The sequence below is a fragment of the Lysobacter sp. KACC 24251 genome (assembly GCF_057747755.1).
In genome coordinates, this window is sequence record NZ_CM173222.1 from 1,971,122 (window position 1) to 1,989,954 (window position 18,833).

Genomic DNA, 18,833 nt, shown 5'->3' on the forward strand with positions numbered 1-18,833 from the left:
AGACGCACGGCATCAGGCCCATCATGGATTGAACGGCAACCACGACGTTCTGCCATCGCACGGACACCACCACGACATGGACAACATCGCCGCTGCTGCAAGCCCCGCTGACGACCGCGCGTGGGTACGCAACGCCTTAGCCCTGCTGGAGCAGGAGGCGACGCGCTCGGCGGATACGCACCTGTTGCGGCTGGACTTTCCGGGCTTCCCGGACATCGCGTTCTACTTCAAGGACGAGGCCAGCCACCCCACGGGCAGCCTGAAGCACCGGCTGGGGCGCTCGCTGTACCTGTACGCGCTGTGCAATGGGCGGCTGCATCCGGGGCAGACGGTGGTGGATGCCTCGTCGGGCAGCACCGCGATTTCCGAGGCGTGGTTTGCGCGGCTGCTGGGGCTGCCGTTCGTTGCGGTGATGCCGGCCTGCACCGCACCGCAGAAGATCCGCGACGTGCATGCGCTGGGTGGGCAATGCGACCTGGTGGACGACCCGTCGCAGGTGCACGCGCGCGCAGCCGAACATGCGGCCAATGGCGCGTGCCACCTGGACCAGTTCGGGCTGGCCGAACGCGCCACCGACTGGCGCGGCAACAACAACATCGCCGAGTCGATCCTCGGCCAGCTGCGTCGTGAGCCGCAGCCGGAGCCGACGTGGATCGTGTGTGGCGTGGGCACCGGCGGCACCTCCGCTACCATCGGCCGCTACCTGCGCTACCGGCGCTTGGACACGCGGCTGTGCGTGGCCGAGCCGACCGGCAGCGGCTACGTGCATGGCTGGCGCACGCGTGACCGCGGTGCGGTGGCCAGCCAGCCGACGCTGATCGAGGGCATCGGCCGGCCGCGGGTCGAGCCGGGCTTCCTGTTTGACGTGGTGGACGAAGTGGTCGAGGTGGCGGATGCCGGCTCGATTGCGGCGGCGCTGCTGCTGGAGGAGGTGCTGGGGGTCCGCTACGGCGGTTCGTCGGGCACCAATTTCGTCGCCTGCCTGCAGCTGGCCAGCGACATGCGTGCGCGCGGCGAGCGCGGCAGCATCGTCAGCTTGCTGTGCGACCGTGGCACGCGCTATCAGCAGACGTTGTTTGATCCGGCGTGGCGTGTCGCGCGTGGCGTCGACATAGAGCCGTGGCAGCGGGCGCTGAGTGAGGTGCTGGCCACGGGCACGTTGGTGGTACCGGAATCTACCGGCGCGGCGTCTGGTCTTGTTCCGCGTATGGACCTTTCCGAATGTTCGGATGCAGCCACTGGCGCGCGGAACATTCCGGGAGCCAGTTCATGAGTTTCCACGACCTGCGCGGATTCCTCGGCGCACTGGAACGCACGGGGCGCCTGCGCCGCGTCAGCGAGCCGGTCAATCCCGAACTTGAAACCACTTCGCTGAGCCTGCGTGCGCTGCAGGCCGGCGGTCCCGCGCTGCTGATGGAGCAGCCGGTGGGCGCGCAGCATGCGTACCTGGGCAACCTGTTCGGCCACCGCGACCGCATCGAGGCGGCACTCGCCGGGCGGCCGCTGGCCAGCCTGCGCGAGCTGGGCGAGCTGCTGGCCGCGATCAAGGAGCCGCGCTGGCCGTCGAGCCTGCGCGAGGCGCTGGGCACCTGGCCGGAACTGGCGCAGCTGGCGCACGTGGCACCGCAGCGGATGCGCGAAGCGGCGTTCCAGTACGAGACGCTTGAGGGCGACGACATCGACCTGTCGCGCCTGCCCATCCAGCGTTGCTGGCCGGAGGATGCAGCGCGGCTGATCACGCTGGGGTTGGTGATCACCCGCGGCACGCGGCAGAAGCGCCAGAACGTGGCGATCTACCGCCAGCAGGTGATCGGGCCGAACCGCCTGATCATGCGCTGGCTGCCGCACCGCGGCGGGGCGCTGGACTTCGCCGACTGGAAGACCGCGCACCCGGGCAAGCCCTTCCCGCTGCTGGTGGCCATCGGTGCCGACCCCGCGACCACGCTGGCTGCGGTGGCGCCGGTGCCGGACACGCTGTCCGAATACGAATTCGCCGGCCTGCTGCGCGGCGAGCGCACGCGGGTGTGGCACAGCGCCGCCACCGGGCTGGATGCACCGGCCGGCTGCGAGATCCTGCTGGAAGGCTTCATCGCGCCGGACGACACCGCGCTGGAAGGCCCCTTCGGCGACCACACCGGCTACTACAACGCGCAGGACCACTTCCCGGTGATGACCATCACCCGGATGCACCTGCGCCGCGACGCGATCTACCAGGGCAGCTACATGGGCCGCGCGCCGCACGACGAACCGTCGGTGATGGCGATGGCGCTGAACGACGTGTTCGTGCCGATCCTGCGCAAGGTGTTCCCGGAGATCGTGGACTTCTACCTGCCGCCGGAAGCGTGCTCGTACCGCATCGCAGTGGTCAGCATCCGCAAGCAGTACCCCGGCCATGCGCGCCGGATCATGATGGGCATCTGGTCGTACCTGCGGCAGTTCACCTACACCAAGTTCGTGATCGTCACCGACGAGGACATCGACGTGCGCGACTGGTCGCAGGTGATCTGGGCGGTGTCCACGCGCGTGGACCCGGCGCGCGACAGCGTGATCATCGACAAGACGCCGATCGATTACCTGGATTTCTCCAGCCCGGTGCCGAACCTGGGCTCGAAGCTGGGGCTGGACGCCACCAACAAGTGGCCGGGCGAGACCACGCGCACGTGGAGCAAGCCGATCCAGCTGGATGCGGCGGTGGAGAAGCGGGTGGATGGCTTGTGGTCAGCGGTGATGCGCGCGCCGGAGGCGGCAGTCACCGGCTGAGCCGGAACAAGGCGCGACGGGTCGCCGTGCGTCGGCCTGGCTGCACGCGGCCGGCATCGGCAGATGAAGCAGGGCGGACCGTGGCACCTACCACGGCCCGCCCCTGCCCGCTCAGTCCTCGGGGTTGACGTCCCACGTGGGGTCGTCGAACTGGGTCGGGTATTGCGCCAGTGCGTCCTGCATGGACTTGATGGAACCGGACACGTCGCGCCCGGAGCGCACGGCATCCGCGCCGCGGACGAACTTCGCGATCAGTACGTGCAACGCGGCGTCGGCATCGGGCGCCAGCTTGCAGTTGGCGATCATGTCCTGGACCGCCGCGTCGATCAGGCGGGTGGCATTGGTGGCCTGCGTCTGGTCGAGGTGGCCGTGCTGGTAGTGCTCCAGCGCGGTCACGGCCTGGCGGATGCGGCCCATGCCGTCCTGCAGCGGGGCGTCCGTGGCCCAGCGCTGGCCGGCGGGCGGTACGGGCGTCGCCGCCGTGTCGTGCGCGTGCTGGGCATGCGCGTCGGCCGGCGGGGCGGCTGCATGCTGCGCGTGTGCGGCATGACCATCCTGCGGAGCGGGCGCAGCCAGCACAGGGCCGGCGGACAGCGCGACCGTGATGGCCATGCCGAGCGCCGCCAACGTGGCACGGCGGAAGCGGAGTGGAGACAACATCGTGAACCTCCAATTTCGGGTGGGCTCGCTGCCCACGTCTGTTACCAACATGTCACGAGCCCACAGGGCGGGCCATGACCCAAATCAACGCGACCGGCCGTACAGCGGCAGCCGCAGCACGAGGCGCGCACCGCCCAGCGACGACGACCCCACCGCCAGCGAACCGCCATGCAAGGTGGCAATCGCGTGCACGATCGACAAGCCCAGCCCACTGCCGCTGCCGGCACTGCGCAGGAACCGTTCGCCCAGACGCTGGGCCTGTTCTTCGGGAATGCCGGGGCCATCGTCTTCGACGGCTACTTCGGCCCAACCTTCCGTCGTGCTCACGCCCACTTCCACGCGACCGGGCTTGCGTCCGTGGGTGATGGCGTTGTCGATCAGGTTGGACACGGCGATCCCGAGCAGACCGTCGCTGCCTTGGACGCGGATTGCGTCCTGGGTGAGGTCGCCGGGTTCCGCGACGGCCCGCCCGAGGTCGGGCGCCGCACGGCCATCGCGAACGGACAGCGCGAGCGAAACGCCGCGGGGGATGGCGCGCTCACCGGCCTCGGCCACCGCCTTGCGGACCAGCGCGGCCAGCGGCAGCGCGGCGGCATCCGGCAGCGCCTCCAGTGACTCCACGCGCGCAAGGGTCAGCAGTTGCGCCACCAGCCGCTCCATGCGCTGCAGTCCATCACGTGCCCGCTGCAGGTGCTGCTGGCGGACGGTGTCATCCGCGGCGCTTTCGGCCAGGTCCAGCTCCAGTTGCAGCACCGACAAGGGGTGGCGCAGTTCGTGCGCGGCGTCGGCGGTGAAGCGGCGTTCGCGCGCAAGCGCGGCGTTCAACGTGCCGACCAGCGCATCCATGGCGCGGGTCAGCTGCAGCAATTCGCCGGGAACGTCATCGCGGCTGAGGGTGGGCGTGCGCGCGGGCTGGGCGTCGATCGCGCGCGACACGGCGCGCAGCGGCGCCAGGCCGCCGCGGAGTCCCAGCCATGTCGCCAGCGGAAGCAGGACCAGCAGCCCCAGCAGCGGCACCAGCGTGGCTTGCGCCAACGCCCACAGCAGCTCGTCGCGATCGTGCAGCGGCGCCGCCACCTGGATCCAATGCCGGCGCGCGGTGTCCCAGCGCTGGTGCACGCGCCAGGTCTCGCCATCGTGCTGGAGGGTGTGGAAATGCGCCTCGCCGTGGTCGACATCCAGCGGCGGGAGGCTTGAGGCGTCGAGCAGCACGCGGCGGTTGCGATCGCGGACCACGATCTCGGGGCGCGGGCCTTCGTCGTCATCTTCCAACACGTCCAGCCGATCATGCTGGATGAGGGCCGCATCGGGCATCGAGGCGATCACCGCGAGCACGCTGGCGGCGGTGCGCTCCAGCTCCCGGTCGAACATCTCGGCGGTTTCATGCCGGGCGCCCTGGGCCAGCCAAAGGCCCGCGCCCAGCCACAGGGCCACCACGGGCAGCCCCACGAACCACAACAGGCGGCGCTGGAGCGACGGGCGCTTCACTGCACGCCCTCGTCATCTGCATGTGTGACATCGGGCGGGTACAGGGCATAGCCCACGCCGCGAAGGGTGCGCACCCAACCCGGGCCCAGCTTGCGACGCAGGTGATGCACGTGGACTTCTATGGCGTTGCTGGCCACTTCCTCGCCCCAACCGTAGACCGCCTCCTCCAATTGCGCGCGCGAGAGTGCACGGCCCGGATGCGCGGCCAGTGATTCAAGCAGGGCGTACTCGCGCGGCGACAGCTCCAACGGGGCGTCGGCCAGTCGCGCGCTGCGGGTGGAGGGATCGAGTTCAAGTGCTCCCAGCTTCTGCAGCGGTGCCGCATCACCACCGGAGCGCCGCAGCAGCGCACGCACGCGGGCCGCAAGCTCCGCCAGGTGCACGGGCTTGACCACGTAGTCGTCGGCGCCGCAGTCCAGCCCGGCAATGCGGTCATCGATGGCATCGCGCGCGGTCAGCAGCAGCACGGGGGTTCGGTCACCGCGGCGCCGCAGCGTGGCGATGACGTCCACGCCGCTCATTCGCGGCAGGTTCCAGTCGAGTACCGCCGCCGCATAAGGCGCAGTGTCGAACGCGTGCAGCGCGTGCTGGCCGTCCTCCACCCAGTCGACGGCGTGACCGAGGTGGCGCAGGCCGTCGGCCAGGGCCTGGCCGAGGGCACGGTCATCTTCTGCGAGGAGAATGCGCATGGGGTCACGCTAGGCCTGCGGTCCGCAGGCTGCCTTGATCTGGCGCAATTGGCCGCGCCTGCCTCCGCCCGCCGCGATGGGCGGGCGAAAGGCACGCGCGGGTGGCTGTGGGCCGCGGAAAGCGCTGCAGCTCATTGGGCGTCATCGTCCAGCGCCCGCTTGCGGCCGTGCACCATCGCGGCGATCAAGTTCTCCCGGTAATGCAGGCTTTCCACGATGGCGGCGAGGACGTGGACCCCAATCAGGGTGAGCAGGCCGTAGGCGAGCGCCTCGTGCAGTTCTTCCAGCCACTCGGCGCCCCAGTAGGCGTCCCAGGTCTGCATCCATCCGGTGAGGCCCACCGCGGCGACGCCGGCCATCAGCAGCAGGATCATCACCGCCGCAGCCGGGTTGTGGCCCAGCCGGCGCTGCGAGCGACCGCTCAGTCGCTCCCGCAGGTAAGTCCCGACGGCACGGGGGCCGCGCACCCAGTCGCTGAAGCGGGCATGCCGCGTGCCGACCAGGCCCCACAACACGCGAAAGGCGATCAGCCCCAGCGCGGTGTAGCCCAACCACTGGTGCGCGGTATCGCCCTCCTCCACCAGGAACGCGCCGAAGATGCACGCGGCCAGCGACCAGTGGAACAGCCGGACCAACGGGTCCCAGACCTTGACGGTGCGTCCGGGGGTGCCCGCCTGCTGGCCGGCACCGTGTTGCAGGATGGTGCTCATCGTGGGCCTCCGTCAGTCGTCGTCGCGCTCTTTGACCACGCGGCCGTCGGTCGGGTCGTAGTAGATCTCCACCTTGCGACCGGCCTTGTCCTTGCCGTAGATCTCGTAGCAGGTGCCGGACACCTTGAACTTGTCGATCGTGTAGCCGGCCTTGGTGATGCGGTCCTGCATGGTCTTCTCAGACATCCACTTGCCCCGCGGCGCATCGGTGCACTTGGGCCCGGCAAAGGCGCTGGGGGCGGCCAGCGCGGCGACTACGGCGAGGAGCGGAGCGAGCGTGGCAACAGCAGCTTTCATGTCATCTCTCCAGAAGCGGGCGGGCTGCCCACGAGCGCATTCCACCGCGGCCGCCTTATGGACGGCTTAAGCCAGGCCGGTGGCTTCGGGCCCGTTCAGTTGGCGTCCACGCGATTGACGCAAATCAATGACGCCGCTGTCCCCGCGCAAGACCATGCATGCTTCCCCAGCTGGAAGCCCCACATGCAACTGGTGTGTCCCGCCGGCAACCTGCCGGCCCTGCAGGCCGCGGTGGATGCCGGTGCCAACGCGGTCTACGCGGGCTTTCGCGACCAGACCAACGCGCGCGCCTTCCCCGGACTCAACTTCAGCGATGAGGAACTGGGTGCGGGCATCCGCTATGCACACGCGAAGAACGCCAAGGTGTACCTGGCGCTCAACACCTACCCCGACAGCGCGCGGCTGAAGGACTGGCATGCGGCGGTGGACAAGGCCGCCACGCTGGGCTGCGATGCCATCATCGCCGCGGAGATGGCCGTGCTGGATTACGCCGCGCGCACGCATCCCGGGCTGCCTCGCCACCTTTCGGTGCAGGGATCGGCCACCACCGCGCCGGCACTGCGCTACGCCTACGAGCGTTTCGGCATCAGCCGCGCCGTGTTGCCTCGAGTGCTGTCCATCCAGCAGGTGGAGCGGCTGTGCCAGAACTCACCCGTGGCGATCGAGGTGTTCGCCTTCGGCAGCCTGTGCATCATGGTGGAGGGGCGCTGCCAGTTGTCCAGCTACGTAACCGGCGCCTCGCCCAACCGCCACGGCGTGTGCTCGCCGGCGAAGTTCGTGCGCTGGGACGAGCACGTCGATGGCAGTCGCAGCGTGCGCCTCAACGACGTGCTCATCGATGAATTCAAGCCGGAAGAGCCGGCCGGCTACCCGACGGTCTGCAAGGGCCGCTTCGATGTCGGCAACGAAATCTTCCACGCGCTGGAGGAGCCGACCAGTCTCAACACCATGGAGCTGCTGCCGCGCCTGAAGCAGGCGGGCGTCACCGCGCTGAAGATCGAGGGGCGGCAGCGTGGGGTGGCCTACGTCACCTCGGTCACCCGCACCTGGCGCAAGGCGCTGGACCGATTGGCCGCCGACGAGGCGCGTTGGCAATTGCAGCCGGAGTGGCAAGCCGAGCTCTCGCGCCACGCCGAAGGCCACCAGACCACGCTGGGCCCGTACCACCGCGCGTGGCATTGAGGACGACATGATGAAACTGAGCCTTGGCCCGATGCAGTACTTCTGGCCGCGTGAGCGCACCCTCGCCTTCTACCGCGAGGCCATCGAGTGGCCGCTGGACATCGTCTACCTGGGCGAAACCGTGTGCAGCAAGCGGCGCGAACTGCGCACCGTCGAGTGGATCGGGCTGGCCGAAGAGCTGGCCGCGTCCGGCAAGCAGATCGTGCTGTCGTCGCTGGCACTGATCGAGGCGGAGTCGGAGTTGAGCGTGCTCAACCGGCTCATCTCGCACGGCGGCTTCTGGGTGGAGGCCAACGACCTGTCGGCCGTGCAGCTGTGCCGCGAGCGCGGCACGCCATTCGTCGCCGGGCCGGCGCTCAACGTGTACAACCACCGCGCGCTGGCGATGCTGGCCGAGGATGGGCTGCGCCGCTGGGTGCCGGGCGTGGAACAGGGCCACACGCTCATCCGCGAGCTGAAAGACGCGTATGCGCAGGACGGCCGCACGATGCCCGAGCTGGAGGTGATCGCGTGGGGCCGGTTGCCCCTGTCGTATTCGGCACGCTGCTTCACCGCGCGCGCGCTGGACATCGCCAAGGACCAGTGCGGCTTCCGCTGCATCGACTACCCGGACGGGCTGCCGTTGGCCACGCGCGAGGGACGCCCCTTCCTGCGCATCAATGGCATCCAGGTGCAGGGCGAGGAGATCACCGACCTGGGCCCGGAACTGCCGGACCTGCGTGCACTGGGCGTGGACGTCCTGCGCCTGTATCCGCAGGCCGAGGGCATGGAAACCGTGGTGCGCCACTTCGACCTGGCGCGCAACAGCCTGACGGCGCCGCCGCGCATCGGCCATCGCAACGGGTACTGGCACGGCGAGCCGGGCATGCGCCCGGTCGCCGCCTGAGCCATCAGACGCGGCCGAACACCAGGGCCGCGTTGGTACCGCCGAAGCCGAAGCTGTTGGACATCACGGTGTCCAGCTTGGCATCGCGGCTCTCGCGCACGATCGGGTAGCCGGCCGCGCGCTCGTCGAGGGTGCTGATGTTGGCCGAACCGGCCACGAAGCCATCGCGCATCATCAGCAGGCAGTAGATCGCCTCATGCACCGACGCCGCGCCCAGCGAGTGGCCAGACAGCGCCTTGGTGGACGACAGCGGCGGCACGGCATCGCCGAACACCTTGCGCAGCGCTTCCAGTTCGGTCACGTCTCCCAGCGGCGTGGAGGTGCCGTGGGTGTTGAGGTAGTCGATGGGGCGGTCGACGCCGGTCATCGCCATCTGCATGCAGCGCACGGCGCCCTCGCCCGACGGTGCGACCATGTCGGCACCATCGGAGGTGACGCCGTAGCCCAGCAGTTCGGCGTAGATCTTCGCGCCGCGCGCCTTGGCGTGCTCGTAGTCTTCCAGCACCAGCATGCCGCCACCACCGGCGATGACGAAGCCATCGCGGTCGGCGTCGTACGGGCGCGAGGCACTGGCCGGCGTCTCGTTGAACGAGGTGGACAGCGCGCCCATCGCATCGAACTGGCAGGTCATGCCCCAATGCACTTCTTCGCCGCCGCCGGCGAACACGATGTCCTGCGCGCCGTAGCGGATCATGTCCGCGGCCGCGCCAATGCAATGCGCCGACGTGGCGCACGCGGCCGACAGCGAGTAGCTGACGCCCTTGATCGCGAACGCGGTGGCCAGCGCTGCCGACACGGTGGAGCACATCGTGCGCGGGACCATGTACGGGCCGACCTTGCGGACGCCGCGGTTGCGCATCAGGTCCGCGGTTTCGATCTGCCACTGCGGCGAACCACCGCCGGAGCCGGCGATCACGCCCGTGCGCACCTGGCTCACCTGCTCCGGCGTGAGGCCGGCGTCGGCGATGGCATCGCGCATGGACACGGTGGCATAGGCCGCCGCATCGCCCATGAAACGCTTCTGCTTGCGGTCGATCTCGGCATCGAGGTCGATCTTTGGCACGCCGGCAACGTGGCTGCGCAGCCCCATTTCGGCATAGTCAGGTTGGAAGGTGATGCCCGCGCGCCCGTCGCGCAGCGAGGCCGACACACTGTCCAGGTCATTGCCCAGGCACGACACGATGCCCAGGCCGGTTACGACGACGCGACGCATTTCAGAAACCCTCGGTCGAGGAGAACAGGCCCACACGCAGGTCCTTCGCGACATAGATCTCGCGGCCGTCCACCAGGGTGCGGCCGTCGGCGATCACGAGCTCCAGCTTGCCGCGCATCACGCGGCGGATGTCGATCTCGTAGCTTACAACCTTGGCGTCGGGCAGCACCTGGCCGCTGAACTTCACTTCGCCCACGCCCAGCGCTCGGCCGCGGCCCGGGGCGCCCAGCCACGGCAGGTAGAAGCCCGTGAGCTGCCACATGGCATCCAGGCCCAGGCAGCCCGGCATGACCGGGTCGCCAAGGAAGTGGCATTCGAAGAACCACAGGTCCGGAGTGATATCCAGTTCGGCGCGGATCACGCCCTTGCCGTACTGGCCGCCTTCGGTGGCGATGTGGGTGATGCGGTCGAACATCAGCATCGGCGGCGCGGGCAGGCGCGCATTGCCGGGTCCGAACATCTCGCCGCGGGCACAGGAAAGCAGCTGCTCGCGGTCGAGCGAGGACGGTCTGGTCATGGGGGAGTTCACCGTGGAAAGACGCGATTCTGGCGACAAACTTTCTAGGGCGTACTGACTTGCGTCAATGGCCAGTTTCCGTACGGATGCGTAGGTCAAACGCTTGTTTTTCCAGTTTCTGCACAACTGTACTGCTACAGGCCGCGCCGGCATTGACTCTCACGCAGTACCGCCTGGGGAGGCGCCGTTCAGGCCGCGCGCCACGCGCCTTTGGTCGCATACCCGGCCGTGGGGCCGTCGTCACGGAAATGCGCGCCGAGACTGCGCTGCCTGCGCAGCGCGGACGCGACCAGTGCGCGGGCCAAGGCCCCCTGCCAGCCGACGTGTGCAAGGGCATCACAGTCCCGCAGTGCGACCTGCAACAGCGCGCCGGTGCGGACTGGCCCCATGGCCTGCGTCATCAGGTCACGCAGTCGCGTGAGTTGGGGGGTATCCAGCGATGGCCCGCGATGCAGGAACTTGAACGAACGGCCGCCCGTCGGCGCTTCCGCCAACCCATGCAGTCGTTCGCCTAGCCGGCGGCCGAACACCACGCCTTCCAACAGTGAGTTGCTGGCCAGGCGGTTGGCGCCGTGCACGCCGTTGCACGCCACTTCACCTACCGCAAGCAGCCCCGGCAGCGACGTCCGGGCATCGGCATCGGTAGAGATGCCGCCCATGTGGAAATGCGCCGCCGGCGCGACGGGAATGGGCTGGACGCGCGGATCGATGCCATGCGCCAGGCAGGCGGCCAGCACGGTGGGGAATGCCTGCGGCCAGGCATCGCCGACGTTGCGCGCATCCAGCCAGGCACCGCCTTCCTGACATGCGGCGCCCACCTGCCGCGCCACTATGTCGCGAGGTGCCAGATCGGCCAGCGGATGCACTCCCGCCATCAACGGCTGTCCGTGCGCATCCAGGAGGCGGGCACCGGCACCGCGCAGCGCCTCGGTTACCAGCGGCAGGCTGTGCAGGCCGGGCACGGCCAGCGCGGTGGGGTGGAACTGCACGAACTCCAGGTCGCGCGTAGCGGCTCCCGCGGCAATGGCCAGCGCCAGTCCGCTGCCATCGGCGTCGGCAGGATTGCTGGTATGCGCGAACAGGCCGCCAATGCCGCCGGTGGCCATAACCACCGCGCGGGCTTCCAGTGCCGACTGCGAGCCATCGGCGCGGGTGACGCAGACACCGCAGACGTGACCACTGCGGAGCATCAGCCCATCCACCTCGGTCCCGGACTGGCGTTCGATGTGCGGGGCCTGGCGCGCGGCCCCGACAAGTGCGGCCATCACCGCCGCACCGGTGGCGTCGCCGCCGGCGTGGACGATGCGCGGACGGTCGTGTCCGCCTTCGCGGCCGAGTTGCAGCCCGCCGCCCGCGTCGCGATCGAAGGCAACGCCAAGCTGCTGCAGCCATTCCACGGCATCGGCTGCACCGCAGGTGAGCACATCGACCATGGCGGGGTCGTTGTGGTGGCTGCCTGCGGAGCAGGTGTCATGGGCGTGGGCCGCCGGACTGTCGCCCGCGCCCACGGCGGCCGCTATGCCCCCTTGCGCCAGCGCGCTCGCGGCGCCGCGACTGCCAGCACTACGGGTCAGCAGCAGCACCGGTGCCGGCGCGGCCGCCAACGCCGTGGCCAGGCCGGCGATGCCGCCGCCCACCACGATGATCGGGGCGGGCACGGTCACACCCGTTCGCGGCGGCCCACCGCCAGCATCCGCTCCAGGGCACGGCGTGCGTCGGCCGCGACATCGGCGGGAACATGCACTTCGTGCTTCAGCTCAAGCAGGCATGCGTGGATGTTCTCCAGCGTGATGCGCTTCATGTGCGGGCACAGATTGCATGGCTTGACGAAGTCGATGGCCGGGAACTGCGCCTTCAGGTTGTCCGCCATCGAGCACTCGGTGATCAGGGCCACGCGCTCGGGCTTTTCCTTCTCCAGCCAGCGGCCCATCGCGCTGGTGGAACCCACGAAGTCCGCCTCGGCCAGCACATCGGGCGGGCACTCGGGATGGGCGACCAGCCGGGCGTTGAACCGCTCGCGGGTGTGGCGCGCCTGCTGTGCGGTGAACTGCTCGTGCACCTCGCACGCGCCGTTCCACAGCACCAGCTCCACGTCGGTCTGCGATGCGACGTACGCACCCAGGAAACGGTCCGGCAGGAAGATCACTTTCTCGCTGCCCATGGCCTCCACCACCTGCACCGCGTTGGCGGACGTGCAGCACGCATCGGACACGGCCTTCACCGCCGCGGAGGTGTTGACGTAGCTCACCACCGGCACGCCCGGGTGTTGCGCGCGCAGGGCACGCACGTCATCGGCGGTGATCGATGAGGCCAGCGAGCACCCAGCCTCAAGGTCGGGGATCAGCACCCGGCGGTCCGGAGCCAGTATCTTGGCGCTCTCCGCCATGAAATGGACGCCGCACAGCACGATGATCTCGGCATCGCAATCGGCGGCGGCCTGCGCCAGCGCCAGCGAATCGCCCGTGACATCGGCCACGCCGTGGAATATCTCGGGCGACTGGTAGCTGTGCGCCATGATCCTGGCGCCGCGCTCGCGCTTGAGGCGGTTGATCGCGTCGATCCAAGGCAGGTGCAGCGGCACCTCCAGGCAGGGAACCAGTTGCTCGAGCTTCGCGCTGAGGTCGGTGTAGCGCTCGGCGAGTTCAGGAGTCCACTTGGGGCGTGCGGCGGCAGTGCTGTTCATGTCGGTGCTGACGGTTATCCCGTTTGAGGCGGATCGCCACGCGTCCGGTGGCAATCCGGGCGGGCGGCGCGAGTGGAAGGGCTTGGTTCGTGGTCAGGTACTGGTGCGATAGGCCGCGCGCGCCGCATCGGCGAAGCGGGCGCCGCGGTTGAGCGCGATCCGCAAGCCCAGCGGCACTTTTTCCCACGGCAGGCGATCAAGCAGATTGCGCGCCGTCAGCCCCAGCTCGGTGTCGCCGGTGAGCACCAGGCGGCGCTGGAAGAACAGCGTGTCCGCGTCCTCCAGGCGACCGGCGAGCAGCAACAGGTCGGTGACCGTGCCGCGCACGGTCGCTTCAGCCGGGGTGTCGACCACCACCAGCCGCTCGCCCTGCAGTTCCACCACCCAGCGCAGGCCCAGGTCACTGACCTCGATACCCAGCCGGCGACCGGCCATGAATTCCAGCGCGCCTCCGCCCAAGGGGCCGGACAGGACCTTCGCCATTGCCCGCTCCAGCAGGCGGCCCTGCAGGGCTGGCGGGACCATGCGCAGCACGGGCGCCATGCGGCGCGGTGGAGGAATGAAACGCAGCAGGCGGCGCGCCGGAGCGGCCACGGAGTCGGATCGGATGTGCATGGTGGAGGCGATCATGCGCCCCCCGCCCCCCCCTCCACCTTGATCCAGATCAGTTGCCAGTCCCTGTTCACGGCATGCCTCGCCAATGGCGAGGCCGATCACACCGGTGGCAACCTCGGGTGGCAGTCCCAGCGCCGAGGCCAGGGTTGCGGCCCGGTCGCGCACCCGCTGCTCACGCATCCCATCGCGCCCGCGCACACCCGCGTGGGCCTTGAGGCGACCGGCAACCCGGGCCAGGCGCGAGCGGGCGGCAAGCAGCAGGACCAGTCCGTCGTCGATCCCATCGATGGCCAGGCGCACCTGCGCAAGGCCTGGCGCGTTTTCATTCATCCGTGTCTCCAACGTCAAGGGCACGTGCTGCGGGCAAGACTGCGGCGGTGTAGACCGCCTCCGCCTCAAGGGGGTCGAAGTTGGCGTGCTTGCGCTTGCGCACGCCGTAGTCGGAGAGCACCAGATGCCGGTCGGCCACCACCCCGGCATTGGAGAGGCAGGCGGAAACGCACTTGAGCACGCAGCCATCCAGGGCCAGGATCGCCCGGCCACTCCGGGCAGTGCGGACCAGACCGGCGACGCCCCCGCCCACGCCGGCAATGCAGGACATTTCGGCCACGCCGGCACGGTCCAGGCGCAAGGCGAGATCGTTGGCCATTTGTGCGGCGCTTGAGCAACCCGAACAGGAGTAGACCAACGGCAACGACTTGCTCATGGGCGCTCCGGAAGTTGCGACAGGAATTTGCGACTTCTCCAACCCACCCCCAGCAGCGCGGCAAGCATCGCTCCATGCGCGAGCATCAGCGCAACCCCCGCGATGCGCGCAGTGGACGCCGTTGTCATCAAAGCCGCGGTCACCAGCGTCGTTGCAGCCATGAGGTGCAGGGCCAGCACTCCGTACTTGTCACGCTCGGGCAACAGCAACTGGACGCCGGGCAGGCGCACGCCCTTGCCGCAATGCCGGTGCAGTTCGATCCAACCCAGGAACGCCACGATCTCCAATTGCATGCCTGCGACCAACAGCGGCAGGCCAATCCCGATGGTGAGCGCGCCCACCAGCACCGCGGACGAATCACTCCCCAGCAGCACCAGCGCACTGGCAGCCATGGCGACAAACCCGGCAGCCCAGAAGCCGGTGAGGGGCGCCTTCCTCAATCGCGGCGCCCTGGCCTGCAGCAGCAGCCCGCTGCCAGCAAATACCAGACCGGAAAGTCCCACCGCCACGCGGAACCATGCCGGTGCGATGCCGTGCAATGCGACCCCCAGCCCGGCGAACAGCGCAACGCAGGTAACCGCATGCCATAGCCCGTGCCAGCGCTCGGGTGGCGCCGCCATCCCCTGGAACATCGGCGCCACCACTCGGGACACGGAGGCCAACAGGGCCACCACCCAACCCAGCGTACCCCACGCCGCATGCACGTCCGTCACCGGCAGCAATGGCACAGCCGCCATGCCCGATAGCCCCAGCGCCAGCCACATTCCCAGCAGGGCGGCGACCACCGCACCTACCACCGCGCCGCCTATCCCCCAGCGCAAAAAGCGTTGCCCCGACGCGAACCACATGCCGGGCAGCACCCATGCAGCCAACAACACGAACGCCCCAACCAGCAGCACCCCCCCACACCACGCCGGCAGCACGGCAGGCCAGCGAAACCCAGTCACGAGCGCAAGCGTGCCAACGTTCAACAGGCCGTAAAGCACACGCGAACCCGCCCGTCCGCCCCGGACGCGCACGCTCGCAGCCACGGGAAGGAATTGCAGCAGGCTGCCGAACATCGCATTGCCCAGCAGTCCCAGCGTGAGCGCATGGACCAGGGCGAGCGTGGACCCGCCCCAACGAGACGCCAGCGCCACTGCGCCATCGACAGCCAGCAACGCGCCGGCCGCGACCGCCCATGCCGATGCCGTCAGCAGGAACAGCCGCGGCGTCGCCGGCGCCGGCGCCTGCTCAATCGAGAGCTTGGCCATCCGCCCCAGGTCGCTGGATCGCGACGCAGACACCGCCCTCCGCCGAGGACTCGGCCCGCCAGCGCAACCCTCGCGCCTCCAGTGCCTCCAGGAGGGGCGTGGGCAGCATCGGGGTCACCACTTCGATTGCCTGCCCTGGCTCGAGTGAGTCGGCCGCGGCCAGTGCCTGCAGCAGAGGCTCGGGCGCCGGCAGCCCACGGAGGTCGAGGCGGTTCATTGATCACTGCCTCCCGCCAGCACACGTGAACCACGCCATTCGACCTGCAGCCACAGCTTGGTGGTATCGCGCGAGAAACCATCGGCCTGGTAATCGGCCAACTTCACCAACCCGGACAAGCCGGCCGGCAGTGGGAACCCGAGCGAGGCGTTCCACTCCCGCCCGTACCGACCACCTGTGTCAGCGCGGTAGTCATGCCACGCCAGCGCCCAAGCGAGCCTGCCATCCAGGCGGCCACGACCCGCCTTGCCCCCCGCACCGACATAGCGGTCTTCCAGTCCCCCGGCAGGAGTGACAAGGAACTGGTCTGCCCAACCATTGAAGGCGTGCAGCGTGGCCAAGGGCGCCTGCACGGCCGTTGCGCCGTCACCGCCCAGGTGTTCCCAACCCGCGCGGGCCGTGACCTTGCCGTGCGTCCACGTGGGCTCCACCAGCCAGTAGTCGTGCGCGAAGTCGCCGGGATTGTCCGCATGGTCGTTCTGGCGTGCGGCCTCGAGGGTCCAGCCCGGTCCACGGCCGTCGCGCAGGCGACTGCCCGTCCAGCGAACGCCATAGGTGTTGGTGGAGGCACTGGCCACGTCCTGGTCATGGTGCAGGTAGGCGTAGCCGCTGATCTGCTGGGATGCGCCCTTCCAGGCGCCGTTGAACAGGTGGTCATTGAGGTCGCGTTCGCGCGCCAGCGGGTTGAGCGCGTCGTCACCCGCCACGCGATGCACCTTGTCCAGCCAGTGATAGCCCAGGGTCACGGATGCGACGGGCTTCCATTGCAGTGCGGCCGCGTCGAACGTCTGCTCGTTCTGACGCCAGCCCACGTTGCCCACCCAGCGCTGGTTATCGAGCGCGATGCGCTGACGGCCCAATGTCAAGCCAGCGGTTTCGCCTTTCCAGCCCAGCCACGCCTGGTTGAGTTCGGTGCCGGTGGGGTCCAGCACCCCCGGGTAGGCGGTCTCGCCATTGGCACCACTGTTGTAATGGTCGTTCGCCGCGGCCACGCCCTCACCTTCGACGAAGGCAGTAAAGCCGGGGCCAAACGCCGCGCGAAGGGCGGCACGAAGGCGCACGGTCGACGCCTGCGCTTTGACATCAAATCCGCTATCGTCCACCTGCTCGTGCCGGGCCCTCAGGTCCCACTCGAGTTGCAGGCTGGAGTCGGCGAGCACAGGGAGGGGAGCAAGCACCAGCACGACCGCCGCCAGTGGGCGGCATTCCTTGCGTTTCATGGCTTTGAGCCCGTGATGAATTGGCGCGCAGCCTACGCCGGCCCCACGGCCCCGCCTTGACCAAGGTCAAGCCATGCCCCGGTCGCACTCAACCGGGTTCGTAATTTGATTTTGATCATGTATGCCGCTGTCACGGAGCGGCAGTCTTGCCACCGTAGGCCATGTGGCCATTGTTGAAGGGGATGTTCATGAGACGTGTCACCCAATCGCTGGTCCTCGCAACCGCGGCGCTCGCAATGGCGCTGACGGGCTGCGACAGCAGCAAGGAGTCCGGCAAGGACACCGCCGCGGCCGAAGCGGCCAAGGACACCGGTGGTTCGCGCAAGGGCGATTTCGGTCCGCCGCAAGGCGAGCCGGTGAAGGCCGTGCTGACCCAGCCGCCGTTGGTACCGCCGGCCACCGGCCGGACCGCCCCGGCCAAGGTCATCGTCGAGCTGGAAGTGATCGAGAAGGAAATGCCGATTTCCGAAGGCGTCAGCTACACCTTCTGGACCTTCGGCGGCACGGTGCCGGGCAGCTTCATCCGCGTGCGCCAGGGCGACACGGTGGAGTTCCACCTGAAGAACGCGCCTGACAGCAAGATGCCGCACAACATCGACCTGCACGGCGTGACCGGTCCGGGTGGCGGCGCCGCCTCCAGCTTCACCGCGCCGGGCCACAAGTCCCGCTTCACCTTCAAGGCCCTCAACGCCGGCCTGTACGTGTACCACTGCGCCACCGCGCCGGTGGGCATGCACGTGGCCAACGGCATGTACGGCCTGATCCTGGTCGAGCCGCCGGAAGGGCTGCCGAAGGTCGACAAGGAGTACTACGTGATGCAGGGCGACTTCTACACGAAGGGCAAGTACCGTGAGAAGGGCCTGCAGCCGTTCGACATGGAAAAGGCCATCGAGGAGCACCCGACCTACGTGCTGTTCAACGGTGCCGAGGGCGCGCTGACGGGTGACAAGGCCCTGACGGCCAAGGTCGGCGAGACCGTCCGCCTGTACGTGGGCAACGGTGGCCCCAACCTGGTGTCGAGCTTCCACGTCATCGGCGAGATCTTCGACAAGGTCTGGTACGAAGGCGGCACGCACTTCCAGGAGAACGTGCAGACCACGCTGATCCCGGCCGGTGGCGCCGCGATGATGGACTTCCACCTGGAAGTGCCGGGCAGCTACGTGCTGGTCGACCACTCCATCTTCCGCGCCTTCAACAAGGGTGCCCTTGCGATCCTCAAGGCCGATGGCCCGGAGAACAAGGAGATCTACTCGGGCAAGGAAGTGGACGAGGTCTACCTGGGTGACCGCGCGCAGCCGAACATGGCCGCCGTTGCCACCGCTGCCGCCTCGGCCAAGGCCGGTGCGCTGACCAAGGACGAGCAGATCAAGGCCGGTCAGGCGCTGTTTGCCGGCACCTGCTCCACCTGCCACCAGGCCAACGGCCAGGGCCTCGAGGGTGTGTTCCCGCCGCTGGCCAACTCGGACTACATCAAGGCTGATCCCAAGCGCGTGGCGAGCGTCATCCTCCACGGCCTGGTGGGACCGGTTAAGGTGAACGGCAAGGACTACAACTCCAACATGCCGCCGATGAACCAGTTGACCGACGACGAAGTGGCCAACATCTCCACCTACTTCCTCAACAGCTGGGGCAACCCGGGTGGCCAGGTCACCAAGGCCGATGCCGCCGCTGCCCGCAAGGCCGCTCCGGCCAACGCTTCCGGAGGTCACTGAGCCATGCGCCGCCTGGCAGCGATAC

General features: G+C 68.8%; 19 protein-coding genes. 5 read left to right on the plus strand and 14 right to left on the minus strand.

What is annotated here, in order from left to right; genetic code table 11:
• Positions 1-76: 76 nt before the first annotated feature.
• Positions 77-1,273, plus strand: coding sequence for a PLP-dependent cysteine synthase family protein (locus AC3ARF_RS09210; RefSeq protein WP_498927242.1), 1,197 nt, complete (start codon positions 77-79; stop codon positions 1,271-1,273).
• The gene (locus AC3ARF_RS09215; protein ID WP_498927244.1) at positions 1,270-2,760 is read left to right on the plus strand and encodes a UbiD family decarboxylase; all 1,491 of its coding nucleotides are present in this window, start codon (positions 1,270-1,272) and stop codon (positions 2,758-2,760) included. Before AC3ARF_RS09210 ends, AC3ARF_RS09215 begins: the two co-directional genes overlap by 4 nt.
• Positions 2,761-2,871: 111 nt before the next feature.
• On the opposite strand, the gene AC3ARF_RS09220 is transcribed toward AC3ARF_RS09215, so the two are convergent.
• From AC3ARF_RS09220 to AC3ARF_RS09240, 5 genes are all read right to left on the minus strand, one after another.
• On the minus strand, positions 2,872-3,420 hold the full coding sequence (locus tag AC3ARF_RS09220) for a DnrO protein (protein ID WP_498927246.1): 549 nt from the start codon (positions 3,418-3,420) through the stop codon (positions 2,872-2,874).
• A gap of 84 nt (positions 3,421-3,504) precedes the next feature.
• A complete protein-coding gene (locus AC3ARF_RS09225) occupies positions 3,505-4,908 on the minus strand; it encodes a sensor histidine kinase (protein WP_498927248.1) in 1,404 nt (467 codons plus the stop codon).
• Entirely contained in the window at positions 4,905-5,597 is a 693-nt protein-coding gene (locus tag AC3ARF_RS09230) for a response regulator transcription factor (protein WP_498927250.1), read from the minus strand. Before AC3ARF_RS09230 ends, AC3ARF_RS09225 begins: the two co-directional genes overlap by 4 nt.
• Before the next feature lie 131 nt (positions 5,598-5,728).
• A complete protein-coding gene (locus AC3ARF_RS09235) occupies positions 5,729-6,307 on the minus strand; it encodes a cytochrome b/b6 domain-containing protein (protein WP_498927252.1) in 579 nt (192 codons plus the stop codon).
• Positions 6,308-6,319: 12 nt separating this feature from the next.
• Positions 6,320-6,604: a PepSY domain-containing protein gene (locus AC3ARF_RS09240; RefSeq protein ID WP_498927254.1), complete on the minus strand. Its 285-nt coding sequence runs from the start codon at positions 6,602-6,604 to the stop codon at positions 6,320-6,322.
• Between the two features lie 183 nt (positions 6,605-6,787).
• On the opposite strand from AC3ARF_RS09240, the gene ubiU reads away from it, so the two are divergent.
• Positions 6,788-7,786, plus strand: coding sequence for a ubiquinone anaerobic biosynthesis protein UbiU (gene ubiU, locus AC3ARF_RS09245; RefSeq protein WP_498927256.1), 999 nt, complete (start codon positions 6,788-6,790; stop codon positions 7,784-7,786).
• 10 nt (positions 7,787-7,796) lie between these two features.
• Entirely contained in the window at positions 7,797-8,672 is an 876-nt protein-coding gene (locus tag AC3ARF_RS09250) for a U32 family peptidase (RefSeq protein ID WP_498927258.1), read from the plus strand.
• A gap of 4 nt (positions 8,673-8,676) precedes the next feature.
• On the opposite strand, the gene fabB is transcribed toward AC3ARF_RS09250, so the two are convergent.
• From fabB to AC3ARF_RS09295, 9 genes are all read right to left on the minus strand, one after another.
• Positions 8,677-9,885: a beta-ketoacyl-ACP synthase I gene (gene fabB, locus AC3ARF_RS09255; protein ID WP_498927259.1), complete on the minus strand. Its 1,209-nt coding sequence runs from the start codon at positions 9,883-9,885 to the stop codon at positions 8,677-8,679.
• A gap of 1 nt (position 9,886) precedes the next feature.
• On the minus strand, positions 9,887-10,402 hold the full coding sequence (gene fabA, locus AC3ARF_RS09260) for a 3-hydroxyacyl-[acyl-carrier-protein] dehydratase FabA (RefSeq protein WP_498927261.1): 516 nt from the start codon (positions 10,400-10,402) through the stop codon (positions 9,887-9,889).
• Positions 10,403-10,590: 188 nt separating this feature from the next.
• On the minus strand, positions 10,591-12,060 hold the full coding sequence (locus AC3ARF_RS09265) for an L-aspartate oxidase (protein ID WP_498927263.1): 1,470 nt from the start codon (positions 12,058-12,060) through the stop codon (positions 10,591-10,593).
• Positions 12,061-12,062: 2 nt separating this feature from the next.
• The gene (gene nadA / locus AC3ARF_RS09270) at positions 12,063-13,085 is read right to left on the minus strand and encodes a quinolinate synthase NadA (protein ID WP_498927265.1); all 1,023 of its coding nucleotides are present in this window, start codon (positions 13,083-13,085) and stop codon (positions 12,063-12,065) included.
• Between the two features lie 93 nt (positions 13,086-13,178).
• Positions 13,179-14,030, minus strand: a complete 852-nt coding sequence (gene ubiT, locus AC3ARF_RS09275) for a ubiquinone anaerobic biosynthesis accessory factor UbiT (protein WP_498927267.1) — start codon at positions 14,028-14,030, stop codon at positions 13,179-13,181.
• The gene (locus AC3ARF_RS09280; RefSeq protein ID WP_498927268.1) at positions 14,023-14,406 is read right to left on the minus strand and encodes a putative zinc-binding protein; all 384 of its coding nucleotides are present in this window, start codon (positions 14,404-14,406) and stop codon (positions 14,023-14,025) included. Before AC3ARF_RS09280 ends, ubiT begins: the two co-directional genes overlap by 8 nt.
• Positions 14,403-15,659 (minus strand): hypothetical protein, encoded by a 1,257-nt coding sequence (locus AC3ARF_RS09285; RefSeq protein WP_498927270.1) that lies wholly within the window; start codon positions 15,657-15,659, stop codon positions 14,403-14,405. The genes AC3ARF_RS09280 and AC3ARF_RS09285 overlap by 4 nt, the downstream gene beginning before the upstream one ends.
• A complete protein-coding gene (locus AC3ARF_RS09290; protein ID WP_498927272.1) occupies positions 15,640-15,876 on the minus strand; it encodes a DUF2249 domain-containing protein in 237 nt (78 codons plus the stop codon). The genes AC3ARF_RS09285 and AC3ARF_RS09290 overlap by 20 nt, the downstream gene beginning before the upstream one ends.
• Positions 15,873-17,096, minus strand: a complete 1,224-nt coding sequence (locus tag AC3ARF_RS09295; RefSeq protein ID WP_498927274.1) for an alginate export family protein — start codon at positions 17,094-17,096, stop codon at positions 15,873-15,875. The genes AC3ARF_RS09290 and AC3ARF_RS09295 overlap by 4 nt, the downstream gene beginning before the upstream one ends.
• Before the next feature lie 188 nt (positions 17,097-17,284).
• Here AC3ARF_RS09295 and nirK point away from each other — a divergent pair, with 188 nt between their 5' ends.
• Entirely contained in the window at positions 17,285-18,808 is a 1,524-nt protein-coding gene (nirK, locus tag AC3ARF_RS09300) for a copper-containing nitrite reductase (protein ID WP_498927275.1), read from the plus strand.
• The last annotated feature ends 25 nt before the right edge of the window (positions 18,809-18,833 follow it).

What these genes read in the sequence shown, in the direction of transcription:
- AC3ARF_RS09285 (WP_498927270.1), bottom strand. Translation starts at nt 15,659, where the DNA reads ATGGCCAAGCTCTCGATTGAGCAGGCGCCGGCGCCGGCGACGCCGCGG.
- AC3ARF_RS09295 (WP_498927274.1), bottom strand. Translation starts at nt 17,096, where the DNA reads ATGAAACGCAAGGAATGCCGCCCACTGGCGGCGGTCGTGCTGGTGCTT.
- AC3ARF_RS09230 (WP_498927250.1), bottom strand. Translation starts at nt 5,597, where the DNA reads ATGCGCATTCTCCTCGCAGAAGATGACCGTGCCCTCGGCCAGGCCCTG.
- AC3ARF_RS09210 (WP_498927242.1), top strand. Translation starts at nt 77, where the DNA reads ATGGACAACATCGCCGCTGCTGCAAGCCCCGCTGACGACCGCGCGTGG.
- AC3ARF_RS09235 (WP_498927252.1), bottom strand. Translation starts at nt 6,307, where the DNA reads ATGAGCACCATCCTGCAACACGGTGCCGGCCAGCAGGCGGGCACCCCC.
- nadA (WP_498927265.1), bottom strand. Translation starts at nt 13,085, where the DNA reads ATGAACAGCACTGCCGCCGCACGCCCCAAGTGGACTCCTGAACTCGCC.
- ubiU (WP_498927256.1), top strand. Translation starts at nt 6,788, where the DNA reads ATGCAACTGGTGTGTCCCGCCGGCAACCTGCCGGCCCTGCAGGCCGCG.
- AC3ARF_RS09240 (WP_498927254.1), bottom strand. Translation starts at nt 6,604, where the DNA reads ATGAAAGCTGCTGTTGCCACGCTCGCTCCGCTCCTCGCCGTAGTCGCC.
- fabA (WP_498927261.1), bottom strand. Translation starts at nt 10,402, where the DNA reads ATGACCAGACCGTCCTCGCTCGACCGCGAGCAGCTGCTTTCCTGTGCC.
- fabB (WP_498927259.1), bottom strand. Translation starts at nt 9,885, where the DNA reads ATGCGTCGCGTCGTCGTAACCGGCCTGGGCATCGTGTCGTGCCTGGGC.
- nirK (WP_498927275.1), top strand. Translation starts at nt 17,285, where the DNA reads ATGAGACGTGTCACCCAATCGCTGGTCCTCGCAACCGCGGCGCTCGCA.
- AC3ARF_RS09250 (WP_498927258.1), top strand. Translation starts at nt 7,797, where the DNA reads ATGAAACTGAGCCTTGGCCCGATGCAGTACTTCTGGCCGCGTGAGCGC.
- AC3ARF_RS09220 (WP_498927246.1), bottom strand. Translation starts at nt 3,420, where the DNA reads ATGTTGTCTCCACTCCGCTTCCGCCGTGCCACGTTGGCGGCGCTCGGC.
- AC3ARF_RS09280 (WP_498927268.1), bottom strand. Translation starts at nt 14,406, where the DNA reads ATGAGCAAGTCGTTGCCGTTGGTCTACTCCTGTTCGGGTTGCTCAAGC.
- AC3ARF_RS09290 (WP_498927272.1), bottom strand. Translation starts at nt 15,876, where the DNA reads ATGAACCGCCTCGACCTCCGTGGGCTGCCGGCGCCCGAGCCTCTGCTG.
- ubiT (WP_498927267.1), bottom strand. Translation starts at nt 14,030, where the DNA reads ATGAATGAAAACGCGCCAGGCCTTGCGCAGGTGCGCCTGGCCATCGAT.
- AC3ARF_RS09215 (WP_498927244.1), top strand. Translation starts at nt 1,270, where the DNA reads ATGAGTTTCCACGACCTGCGCGGATTCCTCGGCGCACTGGAACGCACG.